The sequence below is a fragment of the Pantoea sp. SGAir0184 genome, from assembly GCF_043544755.1.
The window spans coordinates 47,812-72,764 of record NZ_CP028051.1 but is presented as its reverse complement, the minus strand read 5'-3'; the positions used below and the strand labels follow the sequence as shown (position 1 = coordinate 72,764).

At 59.4% G+C, this 24,953-nt stretch carries 24 protein-coding genes; 17 read left to right on the top strand and 7 right to left on the bottom strand.

The window, feature by feature from the left end; all coding sequences use genetic code 11:
• Positions 1 to 71 precede the first annotated feature (71 nt).
• From C1N60_RS20385 to C1N60_RS20350, 8 genes are read left to right on the top strand one after another with little or no spacing between them, the layout of a single operon-like run.
• Positions 72 to 497, top strand: a complete 426-nt coding sequence (locus tag C1N60_RS20385) for a RidA family protein (RefSeq protein ID WP_021509501.1) — start codon at positions 72 to 74, stop codon at positions 495 to 497.
• Positions 498 to 510: 13 nt separating this feature from the next.
• Positions 511 to 1,185, top strand: a complete 675-nt coding sequence (locus tag C1N60_RS20380; RefSeq protein ID WP_394521907.1) for a DUF1028 domain-containing protein — start codon at positions 511 to 513, stop codon at positions 1,183 to 1,185.
• 15 nt (positions 1,186 to 1,200) lie between these two features.
• Complete coding sequence (gene argE / locus C1N60_RS20375; RefSeq protein WP_394521906.1) at positions 1,201 to 2,352, top strand: acetylornithine deacetylase; 1,152 nt, start codon at positions 1,201 to 1,203, stop codon at positions 2,350 to 2,352.
• A gap of 38 nt (positions 2,353 to 2,390) precedes the next feature.
• On the top strand, positions 2,391 to 3,533 hold the full coding sequence (locus C1N60_RS20370) for an ABC transporter ATP-binding protein (protein ID WP_394521905.1): 1,143 nt from the start codon (positions 2,391 to 2,393) through the stop codon (positions 3,531 to 3,533).
• 3 nt (positions 3,534 to 3,536) lie between these two features.
• Positions 3,537 to 4,544, top strand: a complete 1,008-nt coding sequence (locus C1N60_RS20365) for an NAD(P)H-quinone oxidoreductase (protein ID WP_058775059.1) — start codon at positions 3,537 to 3,539, stop codon at positions 4,542 to 4,544.
• Positions 4,541 to 5,155 carry a glutathione S-transferase gene (locus C1N60_RS20360; protein ID WP_058775058.1) on the top strand — a complete coding sequence of 205 codons (615 nt, stop codon included), beginning with the start codon at positions 4,541 to 4,543 and terminating at the stop codon, positions 5,153 to 5,155. Before C1N60_RS20365 ends, C1N60_RS20360 begins: the two co-directional genes overlap by 4 nt.
• A 10-nt stretch (positions 5,156 to 5,165) precedes the next feature.
• Positions 5,166 to 5,612: a type II 3-dehydroquinate dehydratase gene (locus C1N60_RS20355; RefSeq protein ID WP_058758800.1), complete on the top strand. Its 447-nt coding sequence runs from the start codon at positions 5,166 to 5,168 to the stop codon at positions 5,610 to 5,612.
• A complete protein-coding gene (locus tag C1N60_RS20350; RefSeq protein WP_394521904.1) occupies positions 5,609 to 6,538 on the top strand; it encodes a 2-hydroxyacid dehydrogenase in 930 nt (309 codons plus the stop codon). The genes C1N60_RS20355 and C1N60_RS20350 overlap by 4 nt, the downstream gene beginning before the upstream one ends.
• A gap of 5 nt (positions 6,539 to 6,543) precedes the next feature.
• Here the strand turns inward: C1N60_RS20350 and C1N60_RS20345 are convergent, their stop codons facing one another.
• Complete coding sequence (locus C1N60_RS20345) at positions 6,544 to 7,506, bottom strand: LysR family transcriptional regulator (protein WP_021509493.1); 963 nt, start codon at positions 7,504 to 7,506, stop codon at positions 6,544 to 6,546.
• Between the two features lie 364 nt (positions 7,507 to 7,870).
• Between C1N60_RS20345 and C1N60_RS20340 the strand changes: the two genes are divergently transcribed.
• From C1N60_RS20340 to C1N60_RS20325, 4 genes are all read left to right on the top strand, one after another.
• Complete coding sequence (locus C1N60_RS20340) at positions 7,871 to 8,902, top strand: polyamine ABC transporter substrate-binding protein (RefSeq protein ID WP_058758799.1); 1,032 nt, start codon at positions 7,871 to 7,873, stop codon at positions 8,900 to 8,902.
• Positions 8,903 to 8,971: 69 nt separating this feature from the next.
• Positions 8,972 to 9,826, top strand: coding sequence for an ABC transporter permease (locus C1N60_RS20335; RefSeq protein ID WP_021509491.1), 855 nt, complete (start codon positions 8,972 to 8,974; stop codon positions 9,824 to 9,826).
• Position 9,827: 1 nt separating this feature from the next.
• Positions 9,828 to 10,646: an ABC transporter permease gene (locus C1N60_RS20330; RefSeq protein ID WP_394521903.1), complete on the top strand. Its 819-nt coding sequence runs from the start codon at positions 9,828 to 9,830 to the stop codon at positions 10,644 to 10,646.
• A gap of 108 nt (positions 10,647 to 10,754) precedes the next feature.
• Positions 10,755 to 12,005 carry a flavin-containing monooxygenase gene (locus C1N60_RS20325; RefSeq protein WP_058775056.1) on the top strand — a complete coding sequence of 417 codons (1,251 nt, stop codon included), beginning with the start codon at positions 10,755 to 10,757 and terminating at the stop codon, positions 12,003 to 12,005.
• Between the two features lie 733 nt (positions 12,006 to 12,738).
• Here the strand turns inward: C1N60_RS20325 and mqo are convergent.
• Complete coding sequence (gene mqo, locus C1N60_RS20320; RefSeq protein ID WP_021509488.1) at positions 12,739 to 14,385, bottom strand: malate dehydrogenase (quinone); 1,647 nt, start codon at positions 14,383 to 14,385, stop codon at positions 12,739 to 12,741.
• A gap of 367 nt (positions 14,386 to 14,752) precedes the next feature.
• On the opposite strand from mqo, the gene leuC reads away from it, so the two are divergent.
• The 4 genes from leuC to C1N60_RS20300 are packed head-to-tail and all read left to right on the top strand — an operon-like array spanning position 14,753 to position 18,703.
• The gene (gene leuC / locus C1N60_RS20315; RefSeq protein WP_058770123.1) at positions 14,753 to 16,174 is read left to right on the top strand and encodes a 3-isopropylmalate dehydratase large subunit; all 1,422 of its coding nucleotides are present in this window, start codon (positions 14,753 to 14,755) and stop codon (positions 16,172 to 16,174) included.
• 1 nt (position 16,175) lies between these two features.
• Positions 16,176 to 16,799, top strand: coding sequence for a 3-isopropylmalate dehydratase small subunit (gene leuD / locus C1N60_RS20310; RefSeq protein WP_058770124.1), 624 nt, complete (start codon positions 16,176 to 16,178; stop codon positions 16,797 to 16,799).
• On the top strand, positions 16,796 to 17,710 hold the full coding sequence (locus C1N60_RS20305) for an alpha/beta fold hydrolase (protein WP_104093591.1): 915 nt from the start codon (positions 16,796 to 16,798) through the stop codon (positions 17,708 to 17,710). Before leuD ends, C1N60_RS20305 begins: the two co-directional genes overlap by 4 nt.
• A 30-nt stretch (positions 17,711 to 17,740) precedes the next feature.
• Positions 17,741 to 18,703 (top strand): LysR family transcriptional regulator, encoded by a 963-nt coding sequence (locus tag C1N60_RS20300; protein ID WP_152390809.1) that lies wholly within the window; start codon positions 17,741 to 17,743, stop codon positions 18,701 to 18,703.
• 25 nt (positions 18,704 to 18,728) lie between these two features.
• Here C1N60_RS20300 and C1N60_RS20295 read toward each other — a convergent pair whose 3' ends face one another.
• The 5 genes from C1N60_RS20295 to C1N60_RS20275 all read right to left on the bottom strand — a co-directional run bounded on the left by C1N60_RS20295 (position 18,729) and on the right by C1N60_RS20275 (position 23,717).
• On the bottom strand, positions 18,729 to 19,034 hold the full coding sequence (locus tag C1N60_RS20295; protein WP_058770126.1) for a YdgH/BhsA/McbA family protein: 306 nt from the start codon (positions 19,032 to 19,034) through the stop codon (positions 18,729 to 18,731).
• Positions 19,035 to 19,318: 284 nt separating this feature from the next.
• Positions 19,319 to 21,187, bottom strand: coding sequence for a low affinity potassium transporter Kup (kup, locus tag C1N60_RS20290; protein WP_394521902.1), 1,869 nt, complete (start codon positions 21,185 to 21,187; stop codon positions 19,319 to 19,321).
• Positions 21,188 to 21,608: 421 nt separating this feature from the next.
• Positions 21,609 to 22,409 (bottom strand): MetQ/NlpA family ABC transporter substrate-binding protein, encoded by an 801-nt coding sequence (locus C1N60_RS20285; RefSeq protein ID WP_021509481.1) that lies wholly within the window; start codon positions 22,407 to 22,409, stop codon positions 21,609 to 21,611.
• Between the two features lie 114 nt (positions 22,410 to 22,523).
• Complete coding sequence (locus C1N60_RS20280) at positions 22,524 to 23,327, bottom strand: MBL fold metallo-hydrolase (protein WP_127834859.1); 804 nt, start codon at positions 23,325 to 23,327, stop codon at positions 22,524 to 22,526.
• A 48-nt stretch (positions 23,328 to 23,375) separates the two neighbouring features.
• Positions 23,376 to 23,717 (bottom strand): gamma-glutamylcyclotransferase family protein, encoded by a 342-nt coding sequence (locus C1N60_RS20275; protein ID WP_058770129.1) that lies wholly within the window; start codon positions 23,715 to 23,717, stop codon positions 23,376 to 23,378.
• Between the two features lie 214 nt (positions 23,718 to 23,931).
• On the opposite strand from C1N60_RS20275, the gene C1N60_RS20270 reads away from it, so the two are divergent.
• The gene (locus tag C1N60_RS20270) at positions 23,932 to 24,951 is read left to right on the top strand and encodes an MBL fold metallo-hydrolase (protein ID WP_127834860.1); all 1,020 of its coding nucleotides are present in this window, start codon (positions 23,932 to 23,934) and stop codon (positions 24,949 to 24,951) included.
• Positions 24,952 to 24,953 lie beyond the last annotated feature (2 nt).

The following is a 24,953-nucleotide window of genomic DNA, read 5'->3' as shown; positions in this document are numbered from 1 at the left end:
TTAATGCTGTTTTCCCTGCTGCGCTAAGCCCGGTATACCTTGCGGAAACCAATTAAACGCTGGCAGGCATCATGAGCACCCATACCCGCATCCGCAAATTCAACACCAAAGATACCTATCCTAATCAGTCGCTGGACAACGACCTGTGTCAGGCCGTGCGCGCCGGCAACACCGTTTACGTGCGTGGACAGATTGGCACCGACTTCGAAGGCAACCTGGTGGGGCTGGGCGATCCGGCAGCGCAGGCCGAGCAGGCGATGAAAAACGTGAAGCAACTGCTCGAAGAAGCGGGCAGCGACCTGTCGCACATCGTGAAAACCACCACCTATATCATCGACCCGCGCTATCGTGAGCCGGTGTATCAGGTGGTCGGCAAGTGGCTGAAAGGCGTGTTTCCCATCTCCACCGGTCTGGTGATCTCGGGACTGGGCCAGCCGCAGTGGCTGATGGAGATCGACGTGATTGCGGTGATCCCCGACGACTGGCAGCCGCAATAAGGAGCGCCGCATCATGACGTTATCGATTGTTGGACGCTGTGCGCAAACCGGCCAGCTGGGCATTGCGGTCAGCTCGTCGAGTATTGCGGTCGGCGCACGCTGTCCGTGGCTGCGCGCCGGCGTCGGCGCGGTCTCCACGCAGAACATCACGCTGCCGGCGCTGGGGCCGCGCATCCTTGATCGGCTGAGTCAGGGCGAGACGGCGCAGCAGGCGCTGCAGAGCGGCCTTGCCAGCGATGACTTTTTTGATTATCGCCAGCTTACGGTGCTGGCGGCCGACGGCAGCAGTGCCTGCTTCAGTGGAACGCACACGCTGGGGGTGAATCACGCGCTGTGCGGCAGCGACTGCGTAGCGGCCGGTAATTTGCTGGCGAATCCCGAGGTGATTACGGCGATGGTCAGCGCGTTTACGCAGCAGCCGGGCGAACTGGCCGCACGGTTAATCGCGGCCATGCAGGCCGGGATGGCCGCCGGAGGCGAAGCCGGGCCGGTTCACTCGGCGGCGCTGGCAGTGGTGGGCGAACCGTCGTGGCCGCTGGTTGATCTGCGCGTTGACTGGACGGAGGGCGATCCCATCGCGGAACTTCATCAGCTGTGGCTGGCCTATCAGCCGCAGATGCAGGATTACCTGACGCGCGCGCTCAATCCCACGCTGGCACCCCGTTACGGCGTGCCGGGCGATGAATAAGCGAGAGGAGACGCGATGCTGACCAGCCGTAACCTGCTCGAACATCTGGTGGCTTTCGACACCACCAGCCGCGAATCCAATCTCGCGCTGATCGATTTCTGCTGGCGCTATCTCAGCGGGCTGGGCGTGACCTGTGAACTGATGCACAACTCAGAACGCAGCAAGGCCAATCTCTATGCGCGGCTCGGGCCAGCCGGCAGCGGCGGGGTGATGCTATCGGGCCACAGCGACGTGGTACCGGTTGATGGCCAGACGTGGACGGTGCCGCCGTTTGCGCTCACCGAACGCGACGGCAAGCTGTACGGACGCGGCACGGCAGACATGAAAGGCTTCCTCGCCTGCATGCTGGCTGCCGTGCCGCATTTTCTCGCCCAGCCGCTGCGTCAGCCGCTGCATCTGGCTATCTCCTATGACGAAGAGGTGGGTTGCCTCGGCGTGCGCTCGCTGGTGGAGGCGCTGGCGCAGCGCAGCGATCGACCGGCGATCTGCCTGATTGGCGAGCCGACAGAGCTGCGTCCGGTGCTGGGCCACAAAGGCAAGCTGGCGATGCGCTGCGAAGTGCATGGCGCGGCCTGCCACTCGGCGTACGCGCCGCAGGGCGTTAATGCGATTGAATACGCCGCGAAGCTGATCCAGCGCTTGACCGTCATCGGTGAACGTCTGGCGACGCCGGAACGACAGGATGCGCGCTTCGATCCGCCGTTTACCACCGTGCAAACCGGGGTGATCCACGGCGGACGCGCGCTGAATATCGTGCCTGACGCCTGCAGTTTTGATTTCGAAGTACGCACGCTGCCGCAGGAGGATGCGCAGCAGGTGGCAGACGAGCTGGTGACGTATGCACAGCAGACGCTGGAGCCGCAGATGCGCGCGGTGCAGCCCGCCAGCGCTATCCGCTTCTCGCCGCTCAGCGCCTATCCCGGGCTGGATACCGCCGCGCACAGTGCCGCGGCACAGCTGATTGCCCGGTTGAGCGGCAGCGACAGCTTCGGCACCGTGGCGTTTGGCACTGAAGGCGGACTGTTTGCCGCCGCCGGCATCCCCTGTGTGGTGTGCGGTCCCGGCAGTATGGAGCAGGGCCATAAGCCCGACGAATTTATCACCCTCGCACAGCTGGACGCCTGTGACAGCCTGTTACGCCGGCTGGCGACCTGGATGTGCGAATGAACCCGCGACGAGCCACCCCGTCCGAATCCGGAGATTGTATGGTCAGTGCAGAAGTAACCCCGTTTCCGCAACCGCTGTCATCGGCGCCGCATAAGGCCAACGTGGCGGTGCAGCTGGATGGCGTCCTGAAGCGCTTTGGTGATGCCATCGCGCTGCATAAAATTTCTCTCACCATCCATGAAGGTGAGTTCATTACGCTGCTCGGCCCGTCCGGCTGCGGCAAAACCACGCTGCTGAACCTGATGGCCGGCTTTGCCGAAGCCGACGGCGGTGAGATTTTTATCGATGGCGACCTGGTAACGGAAATCCCGCCTTATCAGCGCGAGATCGGCATCGTGTTTCAGAACTACGCGCTGTTTCCGCACATGACGGTGGAGAAAAACGTCGGCTACGGCCTGCGTATGCGCGGCGTGCCGAAAGCGGAAATCGCCGAGCGGGTCGGGCAGGCGCTGGCGCTGGTGAAGCTGGCGGGTTATGGCCAGCGCAAGCCGCGTGAACTGTCTGGCGGGCAGCAGCAGCGCGTGGCGCTGGCACGCGCGCTGGTGATTCGCCCGAAAGTGTTGCTGCTCGATGAGCCGTTCTCAGCACTGGACAAAAATTTGCGTTTATCCATGCAGGTCGAGCTGAAAGCGATTCAGCGCAAACTCGGCGTGACCACGGTCTTTGTTACCCACGATCAGGGTGAAGCGCTGAGCATGAGCGACCGCGTGGTAGTGATGTCGGCCGGTCACGTGCGCCAGATTGGGCCGCCGGATGAGATCTATCGCCGCCCGCAGGATCCGTTTGTCGCCGGCTTCGTCGGTGACGTCAACATACTGCCGGGCCGCTACGCCGGCCGTGACACCAGCGCGCTGCTGGAGCTGGGCGGCAACACGCTGCGCCTGCCGGCCAAACGGGTGCAGGCCAGCGTCGGCGACCGGCTGGATGTGTATGTGCGTCCGGAAAATGTGCAGCTGGCGCCGCTCGGTCCGCAGGCGCTGCTCAGCGCCACGGTGCTGACGCACGTGTTTCAGGGCGATCACGTTGACGTGCATCTTGATATTCCGGCGCTCGGCAGTGCGTCGCTGTTTGCCCGTCAGTCCGGACTGGAGGCGCTGACGCGCTGGCCGGTCGGCAGCGTGGTGGGGCTGACGTTTGATGACGAGGGCGTTTGCGCCTTCGCCAGTGACGCACAGGGATAACGCATGGCAACGGAAACCATGACGGCGATCATCGCCGCGCAGCCGGGTGACGCAGACGTACTGACTGCGGTGCAGCGCCCGGTGCCGCAGCCGGGACCGGGCGAAGTGCTGCTGCGCGTCGTCAGTGCAGGGGTTAACCGGCCCGATATTCTGCAGCGCAACGGCATGCCACCGCCGCCAGGCTGCAGCGATATTCTCGGGCTGGAAGCGGCGGGCGTCATCGTTGCGCTCGGCGCAGGCGTCAGCGAACTGCAGCCGGGCATGGCGGTGATGGCGCTGCTGAGCGGCGGCGGTTATGCACAATACTGCGTGGCGCGCGCCGACCTGTGCCTGCCGGTGCCGGACACGCTGCCGCTCAGCCACGCGGCGGGGTTTCCCGAAGCCGCGTTTACCGTCTGGCACAACCTGTTTGAGCTGGGGCGTCTGATGCCGGGCGACAGCGTGCTGATTCACGGCGCGGCCAGCGGCGTGGGCACGCTGGCGATCCAGTGCGCCCAGGCTTGTGGCGCGCGGGTGATTGCCACCGCCGGCGGTGCGGAAAAAATTGCCGCGCTGCAGCAGCTGGGCGTGTGGCGCGCCATCGATCGCCATAGCGAAGATTTTGTGGCGGTGATTCGAACGCTGACCCGGGAACGCGGTGTGGATGTGGTGCTGGATAACGTCGGCGGTGACTACATTGCGCGCAACCTCAGCGTGCTGGCAGCGGGCGGGCGGCACGTCAGCCTCGCCTTTATGCAGCGGGCCACGGTGGAGATCGATTTACAGTTGATCATGCGCAAAGGCTTAAGCCTGACCTCTTCCACGTTGCGACCGAAAAGCGCGGCGGAAAAAGCGCGTCTGGCGCAGTGCGTGCGCGCCCATCTGCTGCCTTTACTGGCTGCCGGGCGCATCACGCCGCGCGTGCATCAGCGATTGCCGCTGATGACCGCCGCGCAGGCGCACCGCATCCTTGAAGCCAATGCCAATATCGGCAAAGTGCTGCTGCTGCCAGATGCGGAGGCTATGCCATGATGGAACTCTATTACGCCTCTACCTCGCCTTACGTGCGAAAAGTAATGGTGTGCGCCCAGCTGCTGGGTCTGGCGCCGGAGATCACCCTGCTGGCGTCGGCGGCGCACCCCATCGAGCGCGATGCGCGCATTGCCGCGTTTAATCCGCTGGCTAAAGTGCCGGCGCTGCGCACCGAACAGGGACTATGTTTATACGACAGCCGGGTGATCTGCGAATACCTTAACCAGCGCGCCGCGGGCCAGTTGCTGCCGGCAGACGGCGAGGCGCGCTGGCTGTGCCTTACGCGCCAGGCGCTGGGTGATGGGCTGCTGGACGCCGCGCTGCTGGCGCGCTACGAAACCAGCGCCCGCCCGCTGGAAAAGCAGTGGTCAGCGTGGCGCGATGCGCAGCTGACCAAAGTGGCGGCTGCGCTGGCGGCCATTGAGCAGCAGGCGGAGGCGTTCAGCCGCACGCCTGACGATCTCGGGCTGATCGCCATCGGCTGCGGATTGGGCTACCTCGACTTCCGTTTTGCTGAACTCAACTGGCGCGCCACGCATCCGCAGAGCGCCGCCTGGTTTGCCCTTTTTGACGCGCACCCGGCAATGGCCGCGACGCGCCCGCACCTGTAACGGAGCCGCAATGTCTCAGATTTTCTTTCTCAATGGGCCGAATGCCAATCTGTATGGCATGGATCGCCACGGTACCTACGGCAGCGACAGTTTCGCCAGCATCGGCGAGCGCTGTCAGCGGCGCGCCGACGCACACGGCCTCAGGCTGCAGTTTCGTCAGAGCAACCATGAAGGCGTGCTGGTGGACTGGATTCAGGAAGCGCGCCAGCAGGCGGACGGGCTGATCATCAATGCCGCCGGGTTGTCGTATCGCTCGGTACCGATTCTGGATGCGCTGCTGATGTTCGATGGCCCGATCATCGAAGCGCACATGAGCAATATCTGGCAGCGCGAGCCGTTTCGTCATCAGTCGCTGGTGTCGAAAGCCGCCACTGGCGTGATCGCCGGGCTGGGCGCGCTGGGTTATGAACTGGCTATCGATGCGCTGGCGACGCTGCTACAGGAGCCCAGCGCATGACGACGCTGGTGTTTTATAGCGAGTTCGACAGCTTCGAGGCGTGGTCGGCGCTGCTGGCACCACAATTACCGGATGTCACTATCTGCCGTGCCGATCAGGTTGCGGATGCCGATAGCGTGCAGTTTGCGCTGGCGTGGAAGCCGCCGCGCGGCTTTTTTGCCCCGTATCGCCAGCTGAAATTGCTGGTGAATCTGGGCGCGGGCGTCGACTCGCTGGTGGGGCGCGACGACCTGCCTGACATCCCGATCGTCCGGCTATCGGACCCGGATATGGCGCGCATGATGGCCGGTTACGTGCTGTTTGCCGTGCTGCGTTACGCGCGTGACATACCGGCATTTGAGCGCGCGCAGCGTGAACATCGCTGGCACTATCTGCATCCGCGCGAGCCGGCGTCGATTCGCGTGGGCGTGCTGGGGCTGGGCGAACTGGGTGCGTATGCGGCGCGCGAACTGGCGCGTCAGGGCTTTGACGTACGCGGCTGGTCGCGGTCGCCCAAAGCGCTGGACGGCATTCACTGCGTCAGCGGTGCGCAGGCGCTGGATGCGTTTCTGGCCAGCAGCGACATTCTGGTGGTGATGCTGCCGCTCACGCTGGAAACCCACGGATTGCTGGATGCGCAGCGCCTGGCGCGATTGCCGCCGGGCTGCGCGCTGATCAACGTGTCGCGCGGCGCGATTGTCGATCAGCCCGCGCTGACCGCGGCGCTGCAGAGCGGACAGATCGGGCACGCCACATTAGACGTGTTTGATCGCGAGCCGCTGCCGCCCGACGATGCGCTGTGGGGCATGGAAAATGTGCTGATCACCCCGCATCTGGCGTCGGTAGCGATCCCGGCCAGCGCCGCGCGTCAGGTGGCTGATAACATCCAGCGGGTGATGCGCGGCGAGCCGGTGCGCAACCAGGTGTTTCCCGCGCGGGGTTACTGAGCGCGTCAGGCGACGCGCACCACCTGCGGGTCGAAGTAGCTTGGCGCGGCCATGCCGGGAATGTATTGATCGGAGATGAACATGCGGCAGCGTTCGGCGAAGGCGTTGACCACCATCGATTGCTGCACATGGGCCACCGTGGCGTATCCCAGCAACATCGGCCGGTTCACGCCGGCAAGGCGCACGCGGATCACCCGTTTGCCATCCTGCGACAGATTGGCTTTGGGCCGCACATTGGCGATGCCAAATCCCACGCCGTTGGCCACCATCGCGCGTACCACTTCCATATTGCCGGAGCGCATCACAATGTTGGGCGTGACGCCCGCTTCGCTAAACAGGCTGAGAAAATATTCGCGACTCCACGGCATATCCAGCAGCACCATCGGCACCGTAGCGAGATCCTGAATGGTCACCGCAGACTGACTGGCAAACGGGTGATGTTCGCCGACCATCACATACGGCGGCAGCTGCGCCAGCGACTGAAACGCGATGTCGCTGGCCGGCACCAGATCGTAGGTCAGCGCGATATCGATATCGGCGGCGCGCAGCTGTTTCAGCAGCTGTTCATGATTGCCCTCCACCAGCGTGATGCGCACGCCGGGGAAGGCACGACCAAAGCCAAACACCAGCTCCGGCGTCAGCATCGGCGCCAGCGTGTCGAGACAGCCGACGCGCAGCGGGCCGCGCACGTTGTTCAGCGACTCTGAGGCGATGGTATACAGATTCGACATCTGTTCCAGAATCAGCTTCGCCTCTTTTAATACCTGATGGCCAATGGCGGTGAGCGACACGCCCTGCGCGTGGTGGCGCACAAACAGCTGCACCCCCAGCTCGGATTCGATGTGGGTAATGGCGGCCGAGATCGACGGTGACGACACGTGAATACGTTCGGATGCGCCAATAATGCTGCCGGCTTCGCCGGACGCGACGAAGTATTCCAGCTGGCGCTGGGTGATGCGACTGAGCATGCAGATTCTCCTGGTGTCGCCAGCGCGATCTTGTCGCGCCGGCTTTTCTATTTACCCCTGTTTCCATGCATTTATCATGCCGGACAGCGAATAGCAGCATAATCCCCTGCCTGACCCTTCACGCCCATTCGCTTCTGCCTCACTAAGGCTTAAGAAAATCCGTTGCAAAGCAGCGACTTTTTTAGCGTCAGAAATTCCGATGCAACGGCGAGGAAAAGGCTGTTTTACCGCAGCAGCGGCCAGCGGCAGAATCGCTGTGACACCTGCTTTTCACTTTCGCACTGTTTTGGCGCAGCGCGCCGTGGCGAATCAACGGTGGTTCAGAGCAGCGATAACAGCCTTTTCATTCACTGGGGACAAAAATATGTTGCGTAAGATGTGTGCCTTAACGTTGTTAACCACGGGAATTCTGAGCGCAGGGAATGCCATGGCCGCCGACAAGCTGATTGTCAGCACCTGGGGCGGCAGCTTTAAAGATCTGATCGATCAAACCATCGCCAAAGAGTTCACCAAAGAGACCGGCGTCGAAGTGCAGTTCGTCACCGGCGGCACCATCGATCGCCTCAACAAAGCCAAACTGGCGGGCGGTTCGCCGGAAACTGACGTGACCTTTACCACCGCGCACGTCGGCTATCTGTATGCCAACAGCGGCCTGTTCGAGAAGCTCGACATGAGCAAAATTCCTAACGCGGTCAATCTGGTGCAGCAGGCGAAAGTCAGCCCGTATCATCTTGGCGTGTGGGGCTACGTCTACACCATTGGCTACCGTCCGGATTTGGTGCCGAAAGGGGAAACCTTTACCAGCTGGAACGACCTGTGGAAGCCGGAGCTGAAAGGCACGCTGGCGCTGCCCGACTGGGATCCGAGCCACATCATCGCCGTGGCCGCCAAACTCTCCGGCAGCGATGCCGCGCACTGGCAGCAGGGCCAGGCGAAGCTGAAAGCGCTGATTCCTAACATCAAATCGTTCTACACCGATGATGCCAACAGCCAGCAGCTGATCTCTACCGGAGAAACGCCGGTGCAGGTGATGCTGTCAATGAACGCCTACAGCATGATTGCGGAAGGGGTCAACATCAAGCTGGCGATACCGAAAGAGGGCGCGATCCTCGGCGTGGATACCGTCGGCATCAATAAAGGCAGCAAACATGCCGATCTGGCGTACAAGTTCATCAACATCGCACTGAAACCGGAAATTCAGCAGCAGGTGGCGAAGATCTATCGCGGTAGCCCGACGGTGACCAACGCGCATATCGATCCGGAGCTGGCGAAGCTGCCAGGCATGCTGACCACGCCGGCGCAGTGGAATGCCACCATCAATACCGATCCCCAACTGCGTGCGGAGAAAACTGCCGAGTGGCGTCAGTGGTTCTCTGAAAACATCATGTCTCACTGATTGTCCTGGTGCTGCGGCGGGGCGGGTGCCTCGCCGTAGCCGGTACCACCTATGCAGGCAGTAACGTCCATGACGAAAAAACCGACATTTTTACCCTGGTTCATTCTTCCCGCCACGCTGACCGCGATGGGGCTGGTCGTCGCGATGTTTGCGGTGATGCAGTTCAGCGTGCGTGCGTACATCCCCGGCTCGCTGGATGTCGGCGGCTTTACGCTGGCCAATTTCAGTGGCCTGTTCAAACGCATCTACGGCGACGCGTTTCTCAATACCGTGCTGCTCAGCGCCAAAACGGCTTTATTTGGTTTGCTGATGAGTTACCCACTGGCCTATGCGCTGGTGCGCACCCGCACTGCGTGGATCAAATCCACCATTCTGATCATCGCGATTACTCCGCTGTTTCTGGGGGAAGTGGTGCGCACCTATTCGTGGATTATCGTGCTGGGTAACAGCGGCTTTCTTAATAGCCTGCTGCTGGCGCTGGGCATCATCAGCCAGCCGATCCAGTTTATGTTTACCCAGACCGGCGTGGTGGTCGCGCTGGTGCATGTCACCATGCCGATCATGGTGCTGATGCTGGCGACGGCGCTGTCACACATCAATCCGGACTACGAAAAAGCCGCCACCAGCCTTGGTGCCGGGCCGGTCCGCGCGCTGCTGACGGTGACCATTCCGCTGTCGATTCCCGGCATCATCGCCAGCCTGACCACCGCGTTTGCCTGGACCTTCAGCGCTTTCGCGACGCCCCAACTGATTGGCGGCGGACGCGTCAGTACCGTGGCTACGCTGGTGTATCAGCTGGGCTTCTCCTCGATGAACTTCCCGTTTGCCGCAGCGCTGAGCATTGCTGGCCTGCTGCTGACCATTCTGCTGCTGCTGGCGCTGAAGCGCATGACGCGCTTCCTGCACGCCATGGGAGGGCACTGATATGACCCGTTCTCACAACGACAAACTGATCGCTCTGCTGGGTAAACTGCTGGTGATCGCTATTCTGACGTTTGTCATGTTGCCCACCGTCGTGGTGTTTATCTCGTCGTTCAGCAGCACCTCCGTGCTGTTCTTCCCGCCGAAAGGCTGGTCGCTGCGCTGGTTTGAGCGGGCGCTGAGCTACGACGATTTTCGTCACGGCTTCTGGTCCGGACTGATTGTCACAGCATGGGCGTCAACGCTGGCGGTGATCATCGGTGCCACGCTGGCGATTGCCATTGAGCGCTATCGCTTTCCCTGCAAACAGGTGCTGGAGAGCATTCTGCTGTCGCCGCTGTTTATTCCGCATTTCACCATTGGCCTCGGCCTGCTGATGCTGGTGTCGCAGCTCAATCTGGGACGCGGCTATGCGCTGGTGATTTTCTGCCACGTGGTATTAGTACTGCCGTTCGTGCTGCGCAGCGTCTATGTATCGCTGAAAAATCTCGAGCAGCGGATAGAACTGGCGGCGGCCAGCCTCGGCGCATCGCCGCTGCGCGTGGTATGGACCATTACCGTGCCGCTGATTCTGCCGGGCCTGTTTGGTGGCTGGCTGTTCGCCGCGATTCTCTCTTTCAATGAATTTACCGCCTCGCTGTTTATTACCACCCAGGTGACGCAGACGCTGCCGGTGGCGATGTACAACTACGTGCGTGAATTTGCCGACCCGACGCTGGCGGCGCTGTCGGTTATTTATATTGTGGTGACCGCCGCGATGTTAATTATCGCCAATAAGTTTTTCGGGCTGGGAAAAATATTAAACGTTGAGGCCGGGCATTAATTTCGCTGTGCCATTAAGCCGCCGTTAAACATGACAACCTGGTGTTAATCGCCAGCGGCGCAATATTTGCGCCGCGCTGGTGGCATGCCAACTATTCGGGGATGACCTATGTCAGTAGAAAAAATCAATACCGTGATCGTCGGAGCGGGCCAGGCGGGTATCGCCATGAGCGAACATCTGGCGCAGATGCAGATCCCGCACGTGGTGCTGGAGCGCAGCCGCATTGCCGAGCGCTGGCGCTCCGAACGCTGGGACTCGCTGGTTGCCAACGGCCCGGCGTGGCACGACCGCTTTCCTTCGCTGAAGTTTGATAACATTTCGCCGGAGGCGTTTCCGCCGAAAGAGCGCATGGCGCAGTATTTCGAGGATTACGCAAAGATGCTCAACGCGCCGGTGCGCACCGGGGTTGAAGTACAGCAGGTGACGCGGCTGCCCGGACGCAGCGGCTTCCGGGTGGTGACGTCGGTGGGAGAATTCGACGCGGACAATGTGGTTGCTGCCACCGGGCCGTTTCAGAAGCCCGCGTTCCCGGCCATCGTGCCTGAAGGCGCGGTGCCGCAGCAGATCCACTCATCGGCGTACAAGAATCCACAGCAGCTGGCGCCCGGTGCGGTGCTGGTGGTCGGTGCGGGTGCGTCCGGCACCCAGATTGCCGAGGAGCTGCGTCAGGCCGGCCGCGAGGTGTTTCTGTCGGTCGGTGAGCACTACCGCCCGCCACGCGCCTATCGCGACCGTGATTACTGCTGGTGGCTTGGCGCGCTGGGACTGTGGGACGAAGTGAAAATCAAGCCGAAGAAACAGCACGTGGCCTTTGCCGTCAGCGGCTATGAAGGCGGTAAAACCGTGGATTTTCGCCGGCTGGCCCATATGGGCATTACGCTGGTCGGCATCACCGAGCGCTGGGATAACGGCGTGCTGCGCTTTGCGCCGGGGCTGGCAGAGAATATCGCCGAAGGTGACAGAGCTTATTTCGAGGTGCTGCGCGATGCGGATGCGTACATAGAACGCAACGGGCTGGATTTACCGGCCGAGCCGCAGGCGTGGGAGCTGTTGCCGGATCCGGACTGCCTGTTAAATCCGCTGATGCAGCTGGACGTGCAGGCGGCGGGCATCAGCACCATTATCTGGGCCACCGGGTTTAAATTTGATTTCAGCTGGCTGCAGGTGGATGCGTTTGATGAACAGGGCCTGCCATTCCACAAGCGCGGTATTTCTGCCGAGCGCGGTATTTATTTCCTTGGCCTGCCCAATCTGGTCAACCGGGCTTCGTCGTTTATTTACGGCGTGTGGCACGATGCGAAATATATTGCCGACCACATCGCGCTGCAAAATGCCTATTCGGATTACGTGAAGTCGTAATTATTTTCCAGGTGCGCATGAATGCGCACCCTACGGAAGATTCACAATGCCCGCACCTACCGCTGCCTTGCAACGATTGAATGAGCACGATGAATCGTGCCGCTACACCAGGTGCGGCTGGAAGGTGCAGTAATCACAGCGCGCACAAACCGTAGCGGCGCAATTTATTGCGCATTGGGCAGCAGCGCAGCGGACAACCAGCACGATAAATCGTGCCGCTACACCAGGTGCGGCTGGAAGGTGCAGTAATCACAACGCGCATAAACCGTAGCGGCGCAATTTATTGCGCATCGGTCAGCAGCGCGGCGGACAAATAGCACGATAAATCGTGCCGCTACATAAGGTGCGGCTGGATGGTGCAGTAATCACAACGCGCACAAACCGTAGCGGCGCAATTCATTGCGCATTGAGCAGCAGCGCGGCGAACAAATAGCACGATAAATCGTGCCGCTACATAAGGTGCGGCTGGATGGTGCAGTAATCACAACGCGCACAAACCGTAGCGGCGCAATTCATTGCGCATTGGGCAGCAGCGCAGCGGACAACCAGCACGATAAATCGTGCCGCTACACAAGGTGCGGCTGGAAGGTGCAGAAATCACAGCGCGCACAAACCGTAGCGGCGCAATTTATTGCGCAACCTGACATAGCAATCATCAGATTCCAGATAAAAAAATGCCGGTGGGCGATTGCTCGCGCACCGGCATCGGTTCGATGGACTCAGCGATGGCGTATTACAGCGCCATATCCTGCTTCGCGGACTCTTCGCGCGGTTTGGCCTGCGCAGGTGCCGACTGCTGATCGTCCATGTTAATCACTGGCGGTTTGGTCAGCTGCAGCACGGATGCGGTGTTATCCCATACCTGCTGGGTCAGCGCGGTGTTGCCGTTCAGCTTCTGGCCGAAGCTTGGCACGATAGCGCGGATCTTCTGCTGCCACTCTGGTGACGCGAACTGCTGCGGGAACAGCTTCTGCATCACGTTCAGGGTGATCGGTGCCGCGGTAGATGCACCCGGTGAAGCACCCAGCAGGGCCGCCACGGTTTTCTGCTGATCGGTCACGATTTCGGTACCCAGCTTCAGCACGCCGCCTTTCTCAGCATCTTTCTTGATGATCTGCACACGCTGGCCGGCCTGAATCAGTTTCCAGTCCTCTTTACGCGCGTTCGGGTAGTACTCTTTCAGCGCGGCAAAACGGTCGTCATCGTTCAGCATCACCTGACCAATCAGGTATTTCACCAGGTCAAAGTTATCGATGCCCACGTGCGTCATCGGCATGAAGTTGCTGGTGGTGGTGGCGCTCAGCAGATCGAACAGCGAACCGTTCTTCAGGTATTTGGTCGAGAACGTGGCAAACGGCCCAAACAGCACCACTTTCTTACCGTCGAGGTTACGGGCATCGATGTGCGGTACCGACATTGGCGGTGCGCCTACGGAAGCCTGACCATACACTTTCTGCAGGTGACGGCTGGTGATTTCCGGGTTTTCGGTCATCAGGAACGAACCGCCCACCGGGAAACCGCCGTAGTTATCGGCTTCAGGAATACCGGTTTTCTGCAGCAGCTTGATCGCCGCACCGCCCGCGCCGATGAATACGTATTTCGCATCCACTTCACGGTTTGCGCCGCTCTTCACGTCTTTGATGGTGACGTGCCAGGAGTTGTCGCTGTTGCGTTTGAAATCGGTGACTTCAGAGGAGGTTTCCAGCTTGAAGTTCTGATCTTTCTGCAGGCTGCCGATCAGCTGACGGGTAATTTCCCCGTAGTTCACATCGGTACCCACCGGCGTCCAGGTGGCGGCCACTTTCTGATTTGGATCGCGACCTTCCATCACCAGCGGTGCCCACTGCTCGATCTGCTTGTGATCGGTAGAGAACTTCATGCCCTGGAACAGGGTCGTTTTCTGCAGCGCCGCATAGCGTTTGGTCAGGTATTCGACATTTTTGTCGCCCCAGACAAAGCTCATGTGCGGGGTGGAGTTGATGAACGAACGCGGATCGTGCAGCACGCCACGCTGTACCTGGCTGGTCAGGAACTGGCGGGTAATCATGAACGATTCATTGATTTCCAGCGCCTTGCTCACATCGATGGAACCGTCTGCACGCTCTGGCGTGTAGTTCAGCTCCATGTTGGCAGAGTGGCCAGTACCGGCGTTATTCCAGCCGTTGGAGGATTCCAGCGCGACGCCGTCGAGACGCTCAACCATCAGTTGTTTCCAGCCCGGTTGCAGCTCCTGCAGCCAGGTACCGAGCGAGGCGCTCATGATACCGCCGCCAATCAGCAGCACGTCGGTTTTTTCTGGTGCGTTCTCAGCGTGAACCGCTGAAGAGACAAGCAGTGCCGTCAGCGAAAGCGCGGACACAAGTTTTTTGGTCTGAGTCATGCCAGTCCTGTTTATTCTTTGCAGATGAACGTTAAAAATTCGGTTGGCAAATTAAAAGATTGTTACGAAAAGATTAACTTGTTTTTAGTTAATTAACTATTGATGGCAATTAATTAACTTTCATAAAAGCGGGATGGCGAAATAAGCGGCAGGAATACAGCAGCAATGCGGGAAAAAGCAACAATATATCCGCTAACGGAGCGCGGTTATTATTTATAACGACGGGCACGACTTAGGTCAAATTAAATCCGCTGCAGCGATGACAAATCATGCACTATCACTGCACGGAGCGTGTTGATGATCTGACGCCGAATGGGTTTACCCTAAGGTCTCTGATGACTTGTTTAACTTTCGCGTGGACATGAGCATGGCGGGCAAAACCCTGTATGAAAAGCTGATCGAACAGCATGTGGTACGTCACCTGGACGATGAGGGGCACGTGCTGCTCTATATCGACCGGTCAATCCTCAATGAATACACCAGCCCGCAGGCGTTTAGCGGTCTGCGCGACCGGTCGCGTCGCGTGCGTCATCCGGCCACTATTCTACTCAACGTCGACCACGTGAACCCGACGCGGCCAGTGCGCGATGCGGCGATGACCGACGCTGGCGGTCAGCTGCAGGTCGATTACTTCCGCAAAAATGCGGAGCACTTTGGCATCGAGCTGTTTGACGTGCTCGATCCGCGACAGGGCATTGAACATGTGGTGGCGCACGAGCAGGGGCTGGTGATGCCAGGCATGGTGATTGCCGCCGGCGACAGCCATACCACCACTTACGGGGCGTTTGGCGCGCTGGGGTTTGGCATCGGCACCTCGGAAATCGAGCACCTGCTGGCGACACAGACATTGATTTATCGCACGCTGAAAACCATGCGCGTTGAAGTTACCGGCGAGCTGCCGTTTGGCTGCGCCGCCAAAGACATCGTGCTGGCGTTGATCGAACAGATTGGCGCATCCGGCGCTACGGGATATGCGATTGAGTTTACCGGCAGCGCGATCGATGCGCTGAGCATGGAAGGGCGTATGACGCTGTGTAACATGGCAGTGGAAGCCGGTGCGCGCGGGGCGATTATCGCGCCGGATGACAAGGTCTACGCTTACATTGCCGGCAAACCGCAAATGCCGGTGGGCGAACTGTGGCAGCAGGCGCTGGCCGAGTGGCGCACGTTGCGCAGCGATGATGATGCGGTATTTGACCGGCAACTGACCATTGATTGCAGCGATCTGGAACCGAAAGTCACCTGGGGCATCAGCCCGGATCAGGCCTGCGCCATCAGCGGCCACGTGCCTAATCCGGCTGACGAACCCGATCTGGTGAAACAGCAGGCGATGAAAAATGCACTGCACTACATGGGGCTGCAAGCCGGCACGCCGCTGGCCGACATTGCCATCACCCACGCGTTTATCGGCTCCTGCACCAACGGGCGCATTGAAGATTTGCGCGCTGCGGCAGCGGTGATTGGTACCCGCAAAATCGCGCCGCACGTGCGCGGCATCATCGTGCCGGGCTCAACCCAGGTGCGGCAGCAGGCGGAGGCGGAAGGACTGGCGGCCATCTTTATCGACGCTGGCTTCGAGTGGCGTCAGTCGGGCTGTTCGATGTGTCTGGCGATGAACGAAGATGTGCTGGCACCGGGCGATCGCTGCGCATCGGGCACCAATCGTAACTTTGCCGGCCGTCAGGGCGCGGGCGCGCGTACTCACTTAATGAGTCCGGCGATGGTCGCCGCCGCTGCGCTGGCGGGCCATCTGGTTGATGTTCGTCACTATCTGCAATCCGGGGTTTAATATGCAAGCTTTCACTACCATCACCGGCAAGCTGGCACCGCTGCCGGCTGCTAACATCGATACCGATGTGATTATGCCCAAGCAGTTTCTCAAAGGCATTGACCGGCAGGGGCTGGACCGCGGCGTGTTCTTTGACCTGCGCTTTCTGGCCGACGGTGCACCAAACCCTGATTTCATCCTCAATCAGCCGGGCTGGCAGAACGCGACGTTTTTGCTGGTCGGCGCCAACTTTGGCTGTGGCTCCAGCCGCGAACATGCAGTGTGGGGGCTGAATCAGCTGGGCATCCGCGCGATTATCGGCACCAGCTTCGCCGGCATTTTTGACGACAACTGCCAGCGTAACGGCGTGCTGACGCTGAGCCTGAGCGAGGCGGATTATCAGCGTCTGAGCGCGGTGGCCGCCGATGCGCAGCGCAACACCATCAGCGTGTCGCTGGAGCAGCAAACCATTCAGTTCGCGGATGAAGTGATTCACTTTACGGTCAGTGCCCTGAAGCGCGAAATGCTGATCGGTGGCGGCAGCGCGGTGGACTGGACGCTGCAATATGAAGCGGATATCCGCCAGTTTGAAGCGCAGCACTTTGCGCAGCGCCCGTGGCTGCAGCGCACCAGGGAGCAACCATGAGTAAGATTATCGATCGCGGCCCGTCGCCGTTTATCGCCGGTTTTACCCTGCAGGATGTGACGCTGGATAATGGCGTTACGCTGCGCGTGGCCAGCGGCGGCAAGGGCACGCCTTTGCTGATGCTGCACGGCCATCCGCAAAATCATCTGGCCTGGCGTAAAATCGCACCACAGCTGGCGCAGCATTATCAGGTGATCCTGCCGGATTTGCGCGGCTACGGTGACAGCAACAAGCCCGCCAGCGATGCTGAACATCTGCCGTATGCCAAACGCAGCATGGCACAGGATATCAGTCAGCTGATCGACGCGCTTGGCCTGCAGCGCGTGGCGTTTGTCGGCCACGATCGCGGCGGGCGCGTCGGGCACCGGCTGGCGCTCGATCATCCGGAGAAAGTCAGCTGCTGCGTGTTTGTCGATATCGCACCCACTGCCACCATGTACGCGCTGACCGATCAGGCGTTCGCCACGCGCTATTTCTGGTGGTTCTTCCTGATTCAGCCGCACCCGCTGCCGGAGACCATGATTGGTCACGATCCGGCGTTCTTTTTGCGTAAACACATTGATGGCCAGCTGAAAACGCCGGGTGCGACCGAAGCGGCGATATTCGAAGATTATCTGCGCTGCTATCAGGATCCGGCGATGATCCACGCGGTATGTGAAGATTATCGCGCCGCCGCCAGCATTGATTTGCAACACGATGCCGCTGACAGCGACCGGCGCATTGCCTGCCCGTTGTTACTGTTGTGGGGCGAAAAGGGCACGGTCGGTCAGCTGTATGATGTGGTGCACACCTGGCAGGACAAGGCGCTGCAGGTGCAGGGCGAGGCGTTACCGTGCGGCCATTCACCGCAGGAAGAGGTGCCAGAGCGGTTTCTGCACTCGCTTCAGCGCTTCCTGGGATCTGTGTTATAACCACGTGGCGTTCACTCACCATGTGCTGTTATGAAAATACTGCTTGCCGGAAAAAGTTATCAGAAGCCGTTACAGGGTTGGCCGTCGATTGAAGACCTGTACGTGTTTATCAGCGTGGCGCGGCATGACGGTTTCGGCCGCGCGGCGATTGAGCTGGGTCAGTCACCGTCTTACATCAGTAAACGCATCGCCATTCTGGAAAAACAGCTGGAGACGCGGCTGTTTTTCCGCACTAACCGCGTGATGCGCCTGACGCCGGAAGGTGAAAAAGCGCTTGAGGGCGCGCTGCAGGTAGTGCAGGAAATGGATGGCTTTCTCAATAATTTCCGTCAGTGGCGCGGCGAGTTGACCGGGGAAATTACCGTCGGCTGCTCATTTGGTTTCGGTCAGGACTATTTGTCGGATGCGGTTTCGGCATTTATTCACCAGCATCCGTCGCTGAATATTAAACTGATGCTAAGCGATCGGGCATTCGACCTGCTACAGAGCGGCACGGATGTAGAAATCTGCGTTGGCGATGATCTCAACCCTTCCTATATTGCCCGCCGGCTGATTGCTAACCGGCGCATTTTATGTGCCGCGCCGGCGTATTTATCCCGCGCCGGAATGCCAGACTCGCTGGATGCGTTAATTCATCACAGCTGTCTGATCATTAATGAACGCGATAATTCATTTGGAAACTGGGCATTGACCAATGGCGAGCAGCAGGTATTGTGTCGCCTGAACAGCCATTACTCTTCCAATAGCGGCAAGGTGATTCTGCACTGGGCGTTGCAGGGGCATGGTATTGCGCTGCGTTCAGCGTGGGATGTGGCGCCGTATCTGGCGACGGGCGAGCTGGTGGCGGTATTACCGCAATGGTATCAGGAAGCCAATATCTGGGCGGTGTATACGCAACGCGCCGCAGAATCGCAGCGTATTAAAGTTTTTCTCGATTTTCTCGCTGCCTATTTTAATGAAAAAAGCCTGCCAGAAATGACGGGCAGGCCATAAACAGAAAAACGTGTTAATCCCAGCATCAGCCGTAAGCCACCTTGTCATTGATGTGATAAAGCGTGGCGGTGGCAGCCATCACGTGCTGGCCGTCGTGGCCCGGCTCATGCGATTCAACGTCGGTGATGTGATAACCGACGGCTCCAGCCGCCTGGGCTTTTTTCACAATGGCGTCTGTTAACTCTTCCATTGATGTGGCCCAGCTTACAGTAGTGACACCCGCCGGATGGATTGAAGATAATTCGCGGTGCGTCAAATCGGCGCGAATTAAAACCGGTTTAACATTTTGCGGCGTAAAAATGGAAATCACATCGTTAATTAACGCTTTCATGGTCTTACTCCTCAAAAATAACAACAGAGCCGGAAGTGAATTAACCGATCCTGAGATCGTTGTTTATTGGTTTATACATTCCGGCAAAGCGCACGGTGAATCATCATGCCGGTAGGGTTAATAAACACCTTTTGAGGTTATGCGTTTTAGCTTTAATTGCTAATCAGATGTTAAGAAAAGTTCCGCCACAACTCAGGTAATGTTTCGCTACTATTTTTTCATCTGCTTACATTTACCGCGCAGAATAAAAGGCGGGAGGAGCAGGCCATCCGTGGCCCTGCGGCTTAAAACTCGCGCTGGCCGCCCAGTTCGATCACCCGGTTGGGCGGAATATGAAATTGCTCATGGGCGCGCAGCGCGTTGCGCTGGCAGAAGTGAAAAATCCCGCCGCGCACCCGCGCCAGACCGCGGCGTTTTTTCATCACAAGCGTATCGTGCGCGGTAAAAAATGATGCTTCATTCACCGTGCAGCCAAAACCTTCCAGTCCGCACAGATGCAGAATCTCGGCCATCGACGGCACTTCACGCCAGCCGTAAGCGGCAGTGACCTGCCAGAACGACGGCGACAATTGCGTAATGCTGATGCGCTGCTGATTATAGACGCGCGGCGTGTCGGTGGTGCGGATATGCAACAGCACCTCGCGGCGGTGCAGCACGCGGTTATGCTTGAGGTTGTGCAACAGCGCCTGGGGAATTTCAAACTCCTTGCGCGCGAGGAAGATGGCGGTGCCCTCGACGCGGTTCGGCGGATTGCTCTCCAGCGATTTCACCAGCGCCAGTAAACCGTCCTGATCGTTATTCAAGCGGCGAATCAGGCGGTTACGCTCGCTGCTCCAGATTAGCATCAATCCCATCATGGTCAGCGCCAGCAGCACCGGCACCCAGCCGCCGGACAGCAGTTTCATCAGGTTGGCGATGAACAGCGGCACGTCGACCACCAGCATACACAGCAGGAACAACAGCGCCAGCGGCAGCGGCCAGCGCCAGTTACGCAGCGCCACCACGCCCGCCAGACAGGCCGTGATCACCATGGTGCCGGTCACCACGATGCCGTACGCCGAGGACAACGCTGACGACTGACGGAAAGCCAGCACAATCAGCATCACGGCGGTGAACAGCAGCCAGTTCACCACCGGAATGTAAATCTGCCCGGACTCAGTATGCGAGGTAAAAATGATGCGCATCGGCGGTAAAAAGCCCTGGCGAATGGCCTGATGCGTCAGGGTATAGACGCCGGAAATCACCGCCTGCGCCGCGATGACCGTGGCCAGCGTTGACAGCACAATCAGTGGAATCTGCGCCCAGCCGGGAGCCAGATTAAAGAACGGATTGTTCAGCGCCTGCGCATCGGCGATCACCAGCGCGCCCTGGCCGAAGTAATTCAGTATCAGCGCCGGCATGGCGATCACCAGCCAGGCGAGACGAATCGGCGCTTTGCCCAGGTGGCCCATGTCGGCATACAGCGCTTCCGCGCCGGTCACCGCCAGCACCACCATGCCCATTGCCGCGAGCGAGAGCGCTTTGTGGCTGAGCAGGAAGGTCAGCGCATAGGACGGACTGAGCGCGTGCAGCACTTCCGGGTTGAGCAGAATACCGCGAATGCCAAGCGCGCCGATGGCCACAAACCAGACAAACATCACCGGGCCAAACACCCGGCTGACCTTTTCCGTGCCGTGTTTCTGAATAATGAACAGCAGCGCGAGAATGGTGAGCGCCAGCGGCACCACATATTTTTCCAGCCCGGGCGAGACCACCTGAATCCCTTCAATGGCCGACAGCACCGAGATGGCCGGGGTGATCACGCCATCACCGTAGAAAAATGCGCCGCCAATCAGACCGGCCAGCACGATGATATGACCGGCTTTGCGGCCAACGTTGCGGCGTGCCAGTGACATCAGGGTGAGAATACCGCCTTCGCCGTCGTGGTCGGCGCGCATCACGAAGCAGACATATTTCAGCGTGACGATGAGCGTCAGCGCCCAGAAGATCAGCGACAGAAAGCCCATCACCGCCAGCGCCGACGGCGCGCCGTCCGGCAAAATCGACAGACACTCTTTCAGGGTATACAGCGGGCTGGTACCGATATCACCAAACACGATGCCGGCGGCGGCCAGCATGCCAGCAGGCAGAGACTGTTTCTCTGATTGACTCATACATTTCCTGTTTTTTCAGGGAGAAAGGGCGAGCGCCATCAACCGCACCGGCGTGTCGCAATCACCCACTTTTATGCTGGCGAAGATAGCGTTTCAGCGGCGTAATCGGTAGGGGTTGGCGTTTTTTTGTACGCGATTTTTATACCAATCGACCAAATTTTTACGCCATTTTTACACCGCTGCGGCTTTTTCAACCTGAAGTGTAGACGGTTCAGACAGCAGCAGAAGCAGGCTGGCTGGCAGAAAATGGGATGGGGGAGCGGGGACGTTGTGGGGGTGGGACAGGTCCAGGTGCGCATAAATGCGCACCCTACAATATTGTGGCGGGTTCACGATTAATGATGACCGCGATTGATGTAGGGTCGCCATTTATGGCGACCGTAATTGCCGCATGGTTGCGATTAATAGCGACCGCATACGCTTACCAACCCTTAATAATATCGCCTTTATAAATCTCGTTGGCTTTATCCAGCACCGGCTGGGACTGGAACGCTTCTTTCAGCTTCTGCACGTTCGGGCTGTCTTTATTATCTTCGCGCGCCACAATCGCATTCACGTACGGCGACGCTTTGCCTTCCATAAACATCCCGTCACGCGAGGCGGATAAATTCACCAGCGCGGCAAAGTTATTATTAATGATCGACAGATAAACCTGCGGATCGTCCAGCGTGCGCGCCAGCTGCGGCGTATCCACTTCCACAATCTTCAGCTTTTTCGGGTTGTCGGTAATGTCCAGCGTGGTCGGCAGCAGACCGGCTTCGGGTTTCACCTTCAGCAGGCCCTGCGCCTGCAGCAGCAGCAGGCTACGCCCCAGAGTGGTCGCTTCGTTAGACACGGTCACGGTAGCGCCATCCGGCAGATCCTGCAGTGACTTAATTTTGCGCGAATAACCGGCAATCGGGAACACGAAGGTATTGGTCACGACGGCAAATTTATATCCGCGCTCTTTGGACTGCATCTCCAGATAAGGCAGGCTCTGGAACGCATTGGCGTCCACATCTTTATTGAACAGCGCTTCGTTCGGCTGCACGTAATCGTTAAACGCCACCACATCAACATCGAGCTGATATTTATCGTGTGCCACCTGCTTCACGGTCTGCCACAGCGCTTCATCCGGTCCGGTATTGATCGCCACTTTGATTTTGTTGTCGTTGTGGTTGTCGCAGGCGCTGAGCAGGGTGACAGAGGCCGCCAGCAGGGCGGTAAGCCATGTTTTTTTCATTGTTTGCAGGTTTCCTTATGTTTGCAGGAAACCGACTATAGTATACGTCCAGACGTCTGTACATCCGTGCGCGGTGCGATCGCCTGGTATTTATCCAGCGCGGCTGTGTAAGCGCTACGGCTGGGGATGTTGCAGACAGGCCAGATAGCGACGGCCCGACTGCTGCACCGCCTCATCGGCACGCGAGAGAATTTCGCGGCCGGCAAACGCGCCGTACAGGCGCGTAAACTTCACGCCCTGCAACCGCTGCAGCATGGCTGTCACCGTGGCGCCGGCCAGCGGTAACATATTGGGATAGCTCCACATAAACGAAACTGCACTGGCACCGGGCGTTACCTGCAAAATGTCGCCGCTCAGCAGCACGCCATCGTCGTGCGCCCAGTGCAGCACCGTGCCGCCGGCAAAGTGGCCGCCGAGACGTAACAGCCGCACGCCCGGCAGCAGATCACAGCTGTCGCCGTGCCAGGGCAGCAGACGGGGCGATGCGCGCATGATCCACTCGCTGTCGCTGGCGTGCAGATACACAGGCGCGTCGAAGGCGTCGGCCCAGTCCTGCATGGTGCTGTAATAGTGGGGATGGGAGATGGCGATGGCGTGCAGGCCGCCGAGCGCACGCAGCAGCGTGACGGTGGCGTCATCCAGATGCGCGATGCAATCCCACAGGATATTGCCGTGCGGCGTTTGCAGCACAAAGGCGCGCTGGTTGATGGCAAAATCCGGTACGGTTTGCAGGCTGAGCAGCCCGGGCGCCAGCTGTTGCCACTGATTTTGATGCGAGGCGCGCAGCGCAGACTGATCGATCCACTGCTGCCCGCCGGGCGGCACAAACTGGCGTTCATCCTGACAAATGCGACACTGCGTAAGGGCAGGTTGCTGCTGCTGATAAGACGTGCCGCAGGCGGTACAAATGGTAATCATATTGTCTCCTCACAGTCCGGTGAGGATCAGTTTAGGCAAGGTACGAGGTTAGCGCGCGACGTCCTGCTGTGGCTGCAGCTGATAAATCCACGCCGTCCGCTGCTGGCCGTCGGTCGTGGTGACCTCGACCGGCACCCGGTCGTAACCATCTTCAAACTCATCCAGCATCGGCCAGTGCAGCGCCAGCCGATCTGAGATGAACAGATAACCCGGCACGCGCGCGCCGTGCTCATCCAGTACGATGCCGGGAAAATCGGCGGCCGCGCCCCAGCCGTTGGCATAGTAAGTGCCGGCGACCGTCCCTGCCAGCCACTCACCGCCGATGTTTTCCAGGATATGCGCATTGCACTGGCCCGGCTGCAGCGTGCCGTAAACGAAAAGCGTGTTCATTTTCCCTCGTAAAATCATGCAAAAGCGTTACTTTACCTGCCTGCTGCCGCCCTGTCATCCGCCAGAGGAAGGCCACACCGGCAGCGAAATTCTGCGTTACCGGTGGTGCGATGGCTCGTAATGTGAGGACGCGCGCGGCATAAAACGGTTAACGTAGCCGCAGATGTTTACCGCTGCTGCCAGCCAGCTTTCTCTTTTTCGAGGTATCCGCGCTATGTTGAAGGGTTCCAGCCTCTGCCGGGGTGCAATCAGGGGGTATCCGCACTCCGCTCAGTTTGATGGCAAAAAGTTTCGCAATGTCCAGCCGCGTCAGTCGCTGAGCTTTGGCGACTACCGCAAAATGCTGTGGGATTTCCTGTTCAATAAACCGAAAGATACCCAGCCGCCGGCCGCGCTGCCGGTGCAGCCCATCACGGCCGCCGCGCTGGCACAGGCCGCGCCCAACAGCGTCTTTCGCCTCGGCCACTCTTCGCTGTTGCTGAAGCTCAATGGCCAGTTCTGGCTGACCGATCCGGTGTTCGCCGAGCGCGCGTCACCCTTTAAGCGACTGGGACCAAAGCGCTTTCAGCCAGCGCCGATTGCCGTGGCCGATCTGCCGCCGATCGAAGGCATTATTTTGTCGCACGACCATTACGATCATCTCGATTACCACACCATCATGCAGCTGAAAGATCGGGTGAAGCACTTTCTCACGCCGCTCGGCGTCGGCGATTTGCTGATTAAGTGGGGCGTTGCGCCGGAGAAAGTCACCCAACTCGACTGGTGGCAGTCGCGGGATATCGGCGGCATCCACTTTGTCGCGACGCCGTCGCAGCACTTTTCCGGACGTGGCTTGTTCGACAGCAACAAACGGTTGTGGTGTTCGTGGACGCTGATTTCTGACCAGTTCCGCCTGTTTTTTGGCGGTGACTCCGGTTACTTCGACGGTTTCAAAGCGATTGGCCGGAAATACGGTCCGTTTGATGCGGCGTTTCTGGAAAACGGCGCTTACGATGCGCGCTGGGCCGACATTCATATGCTGCCGCAGGACACGCTGCGCGCGTTTCAGGACCTCAACGCGCGCTGGCTGTTTCCGATTCACAACGCGGCTTTTGATTTAGCTTTTCACCGCTGGGACGATCCGTTTACCCAAATCGTCCAGCTGGCGGCGGAGCATCAGGTTGCACTGTGTCTGCCGATGCTGGGCGAGGGCATTGATCTGTTACAGCCGCAGCCCACCGCGGCCTGGTGGTAAAG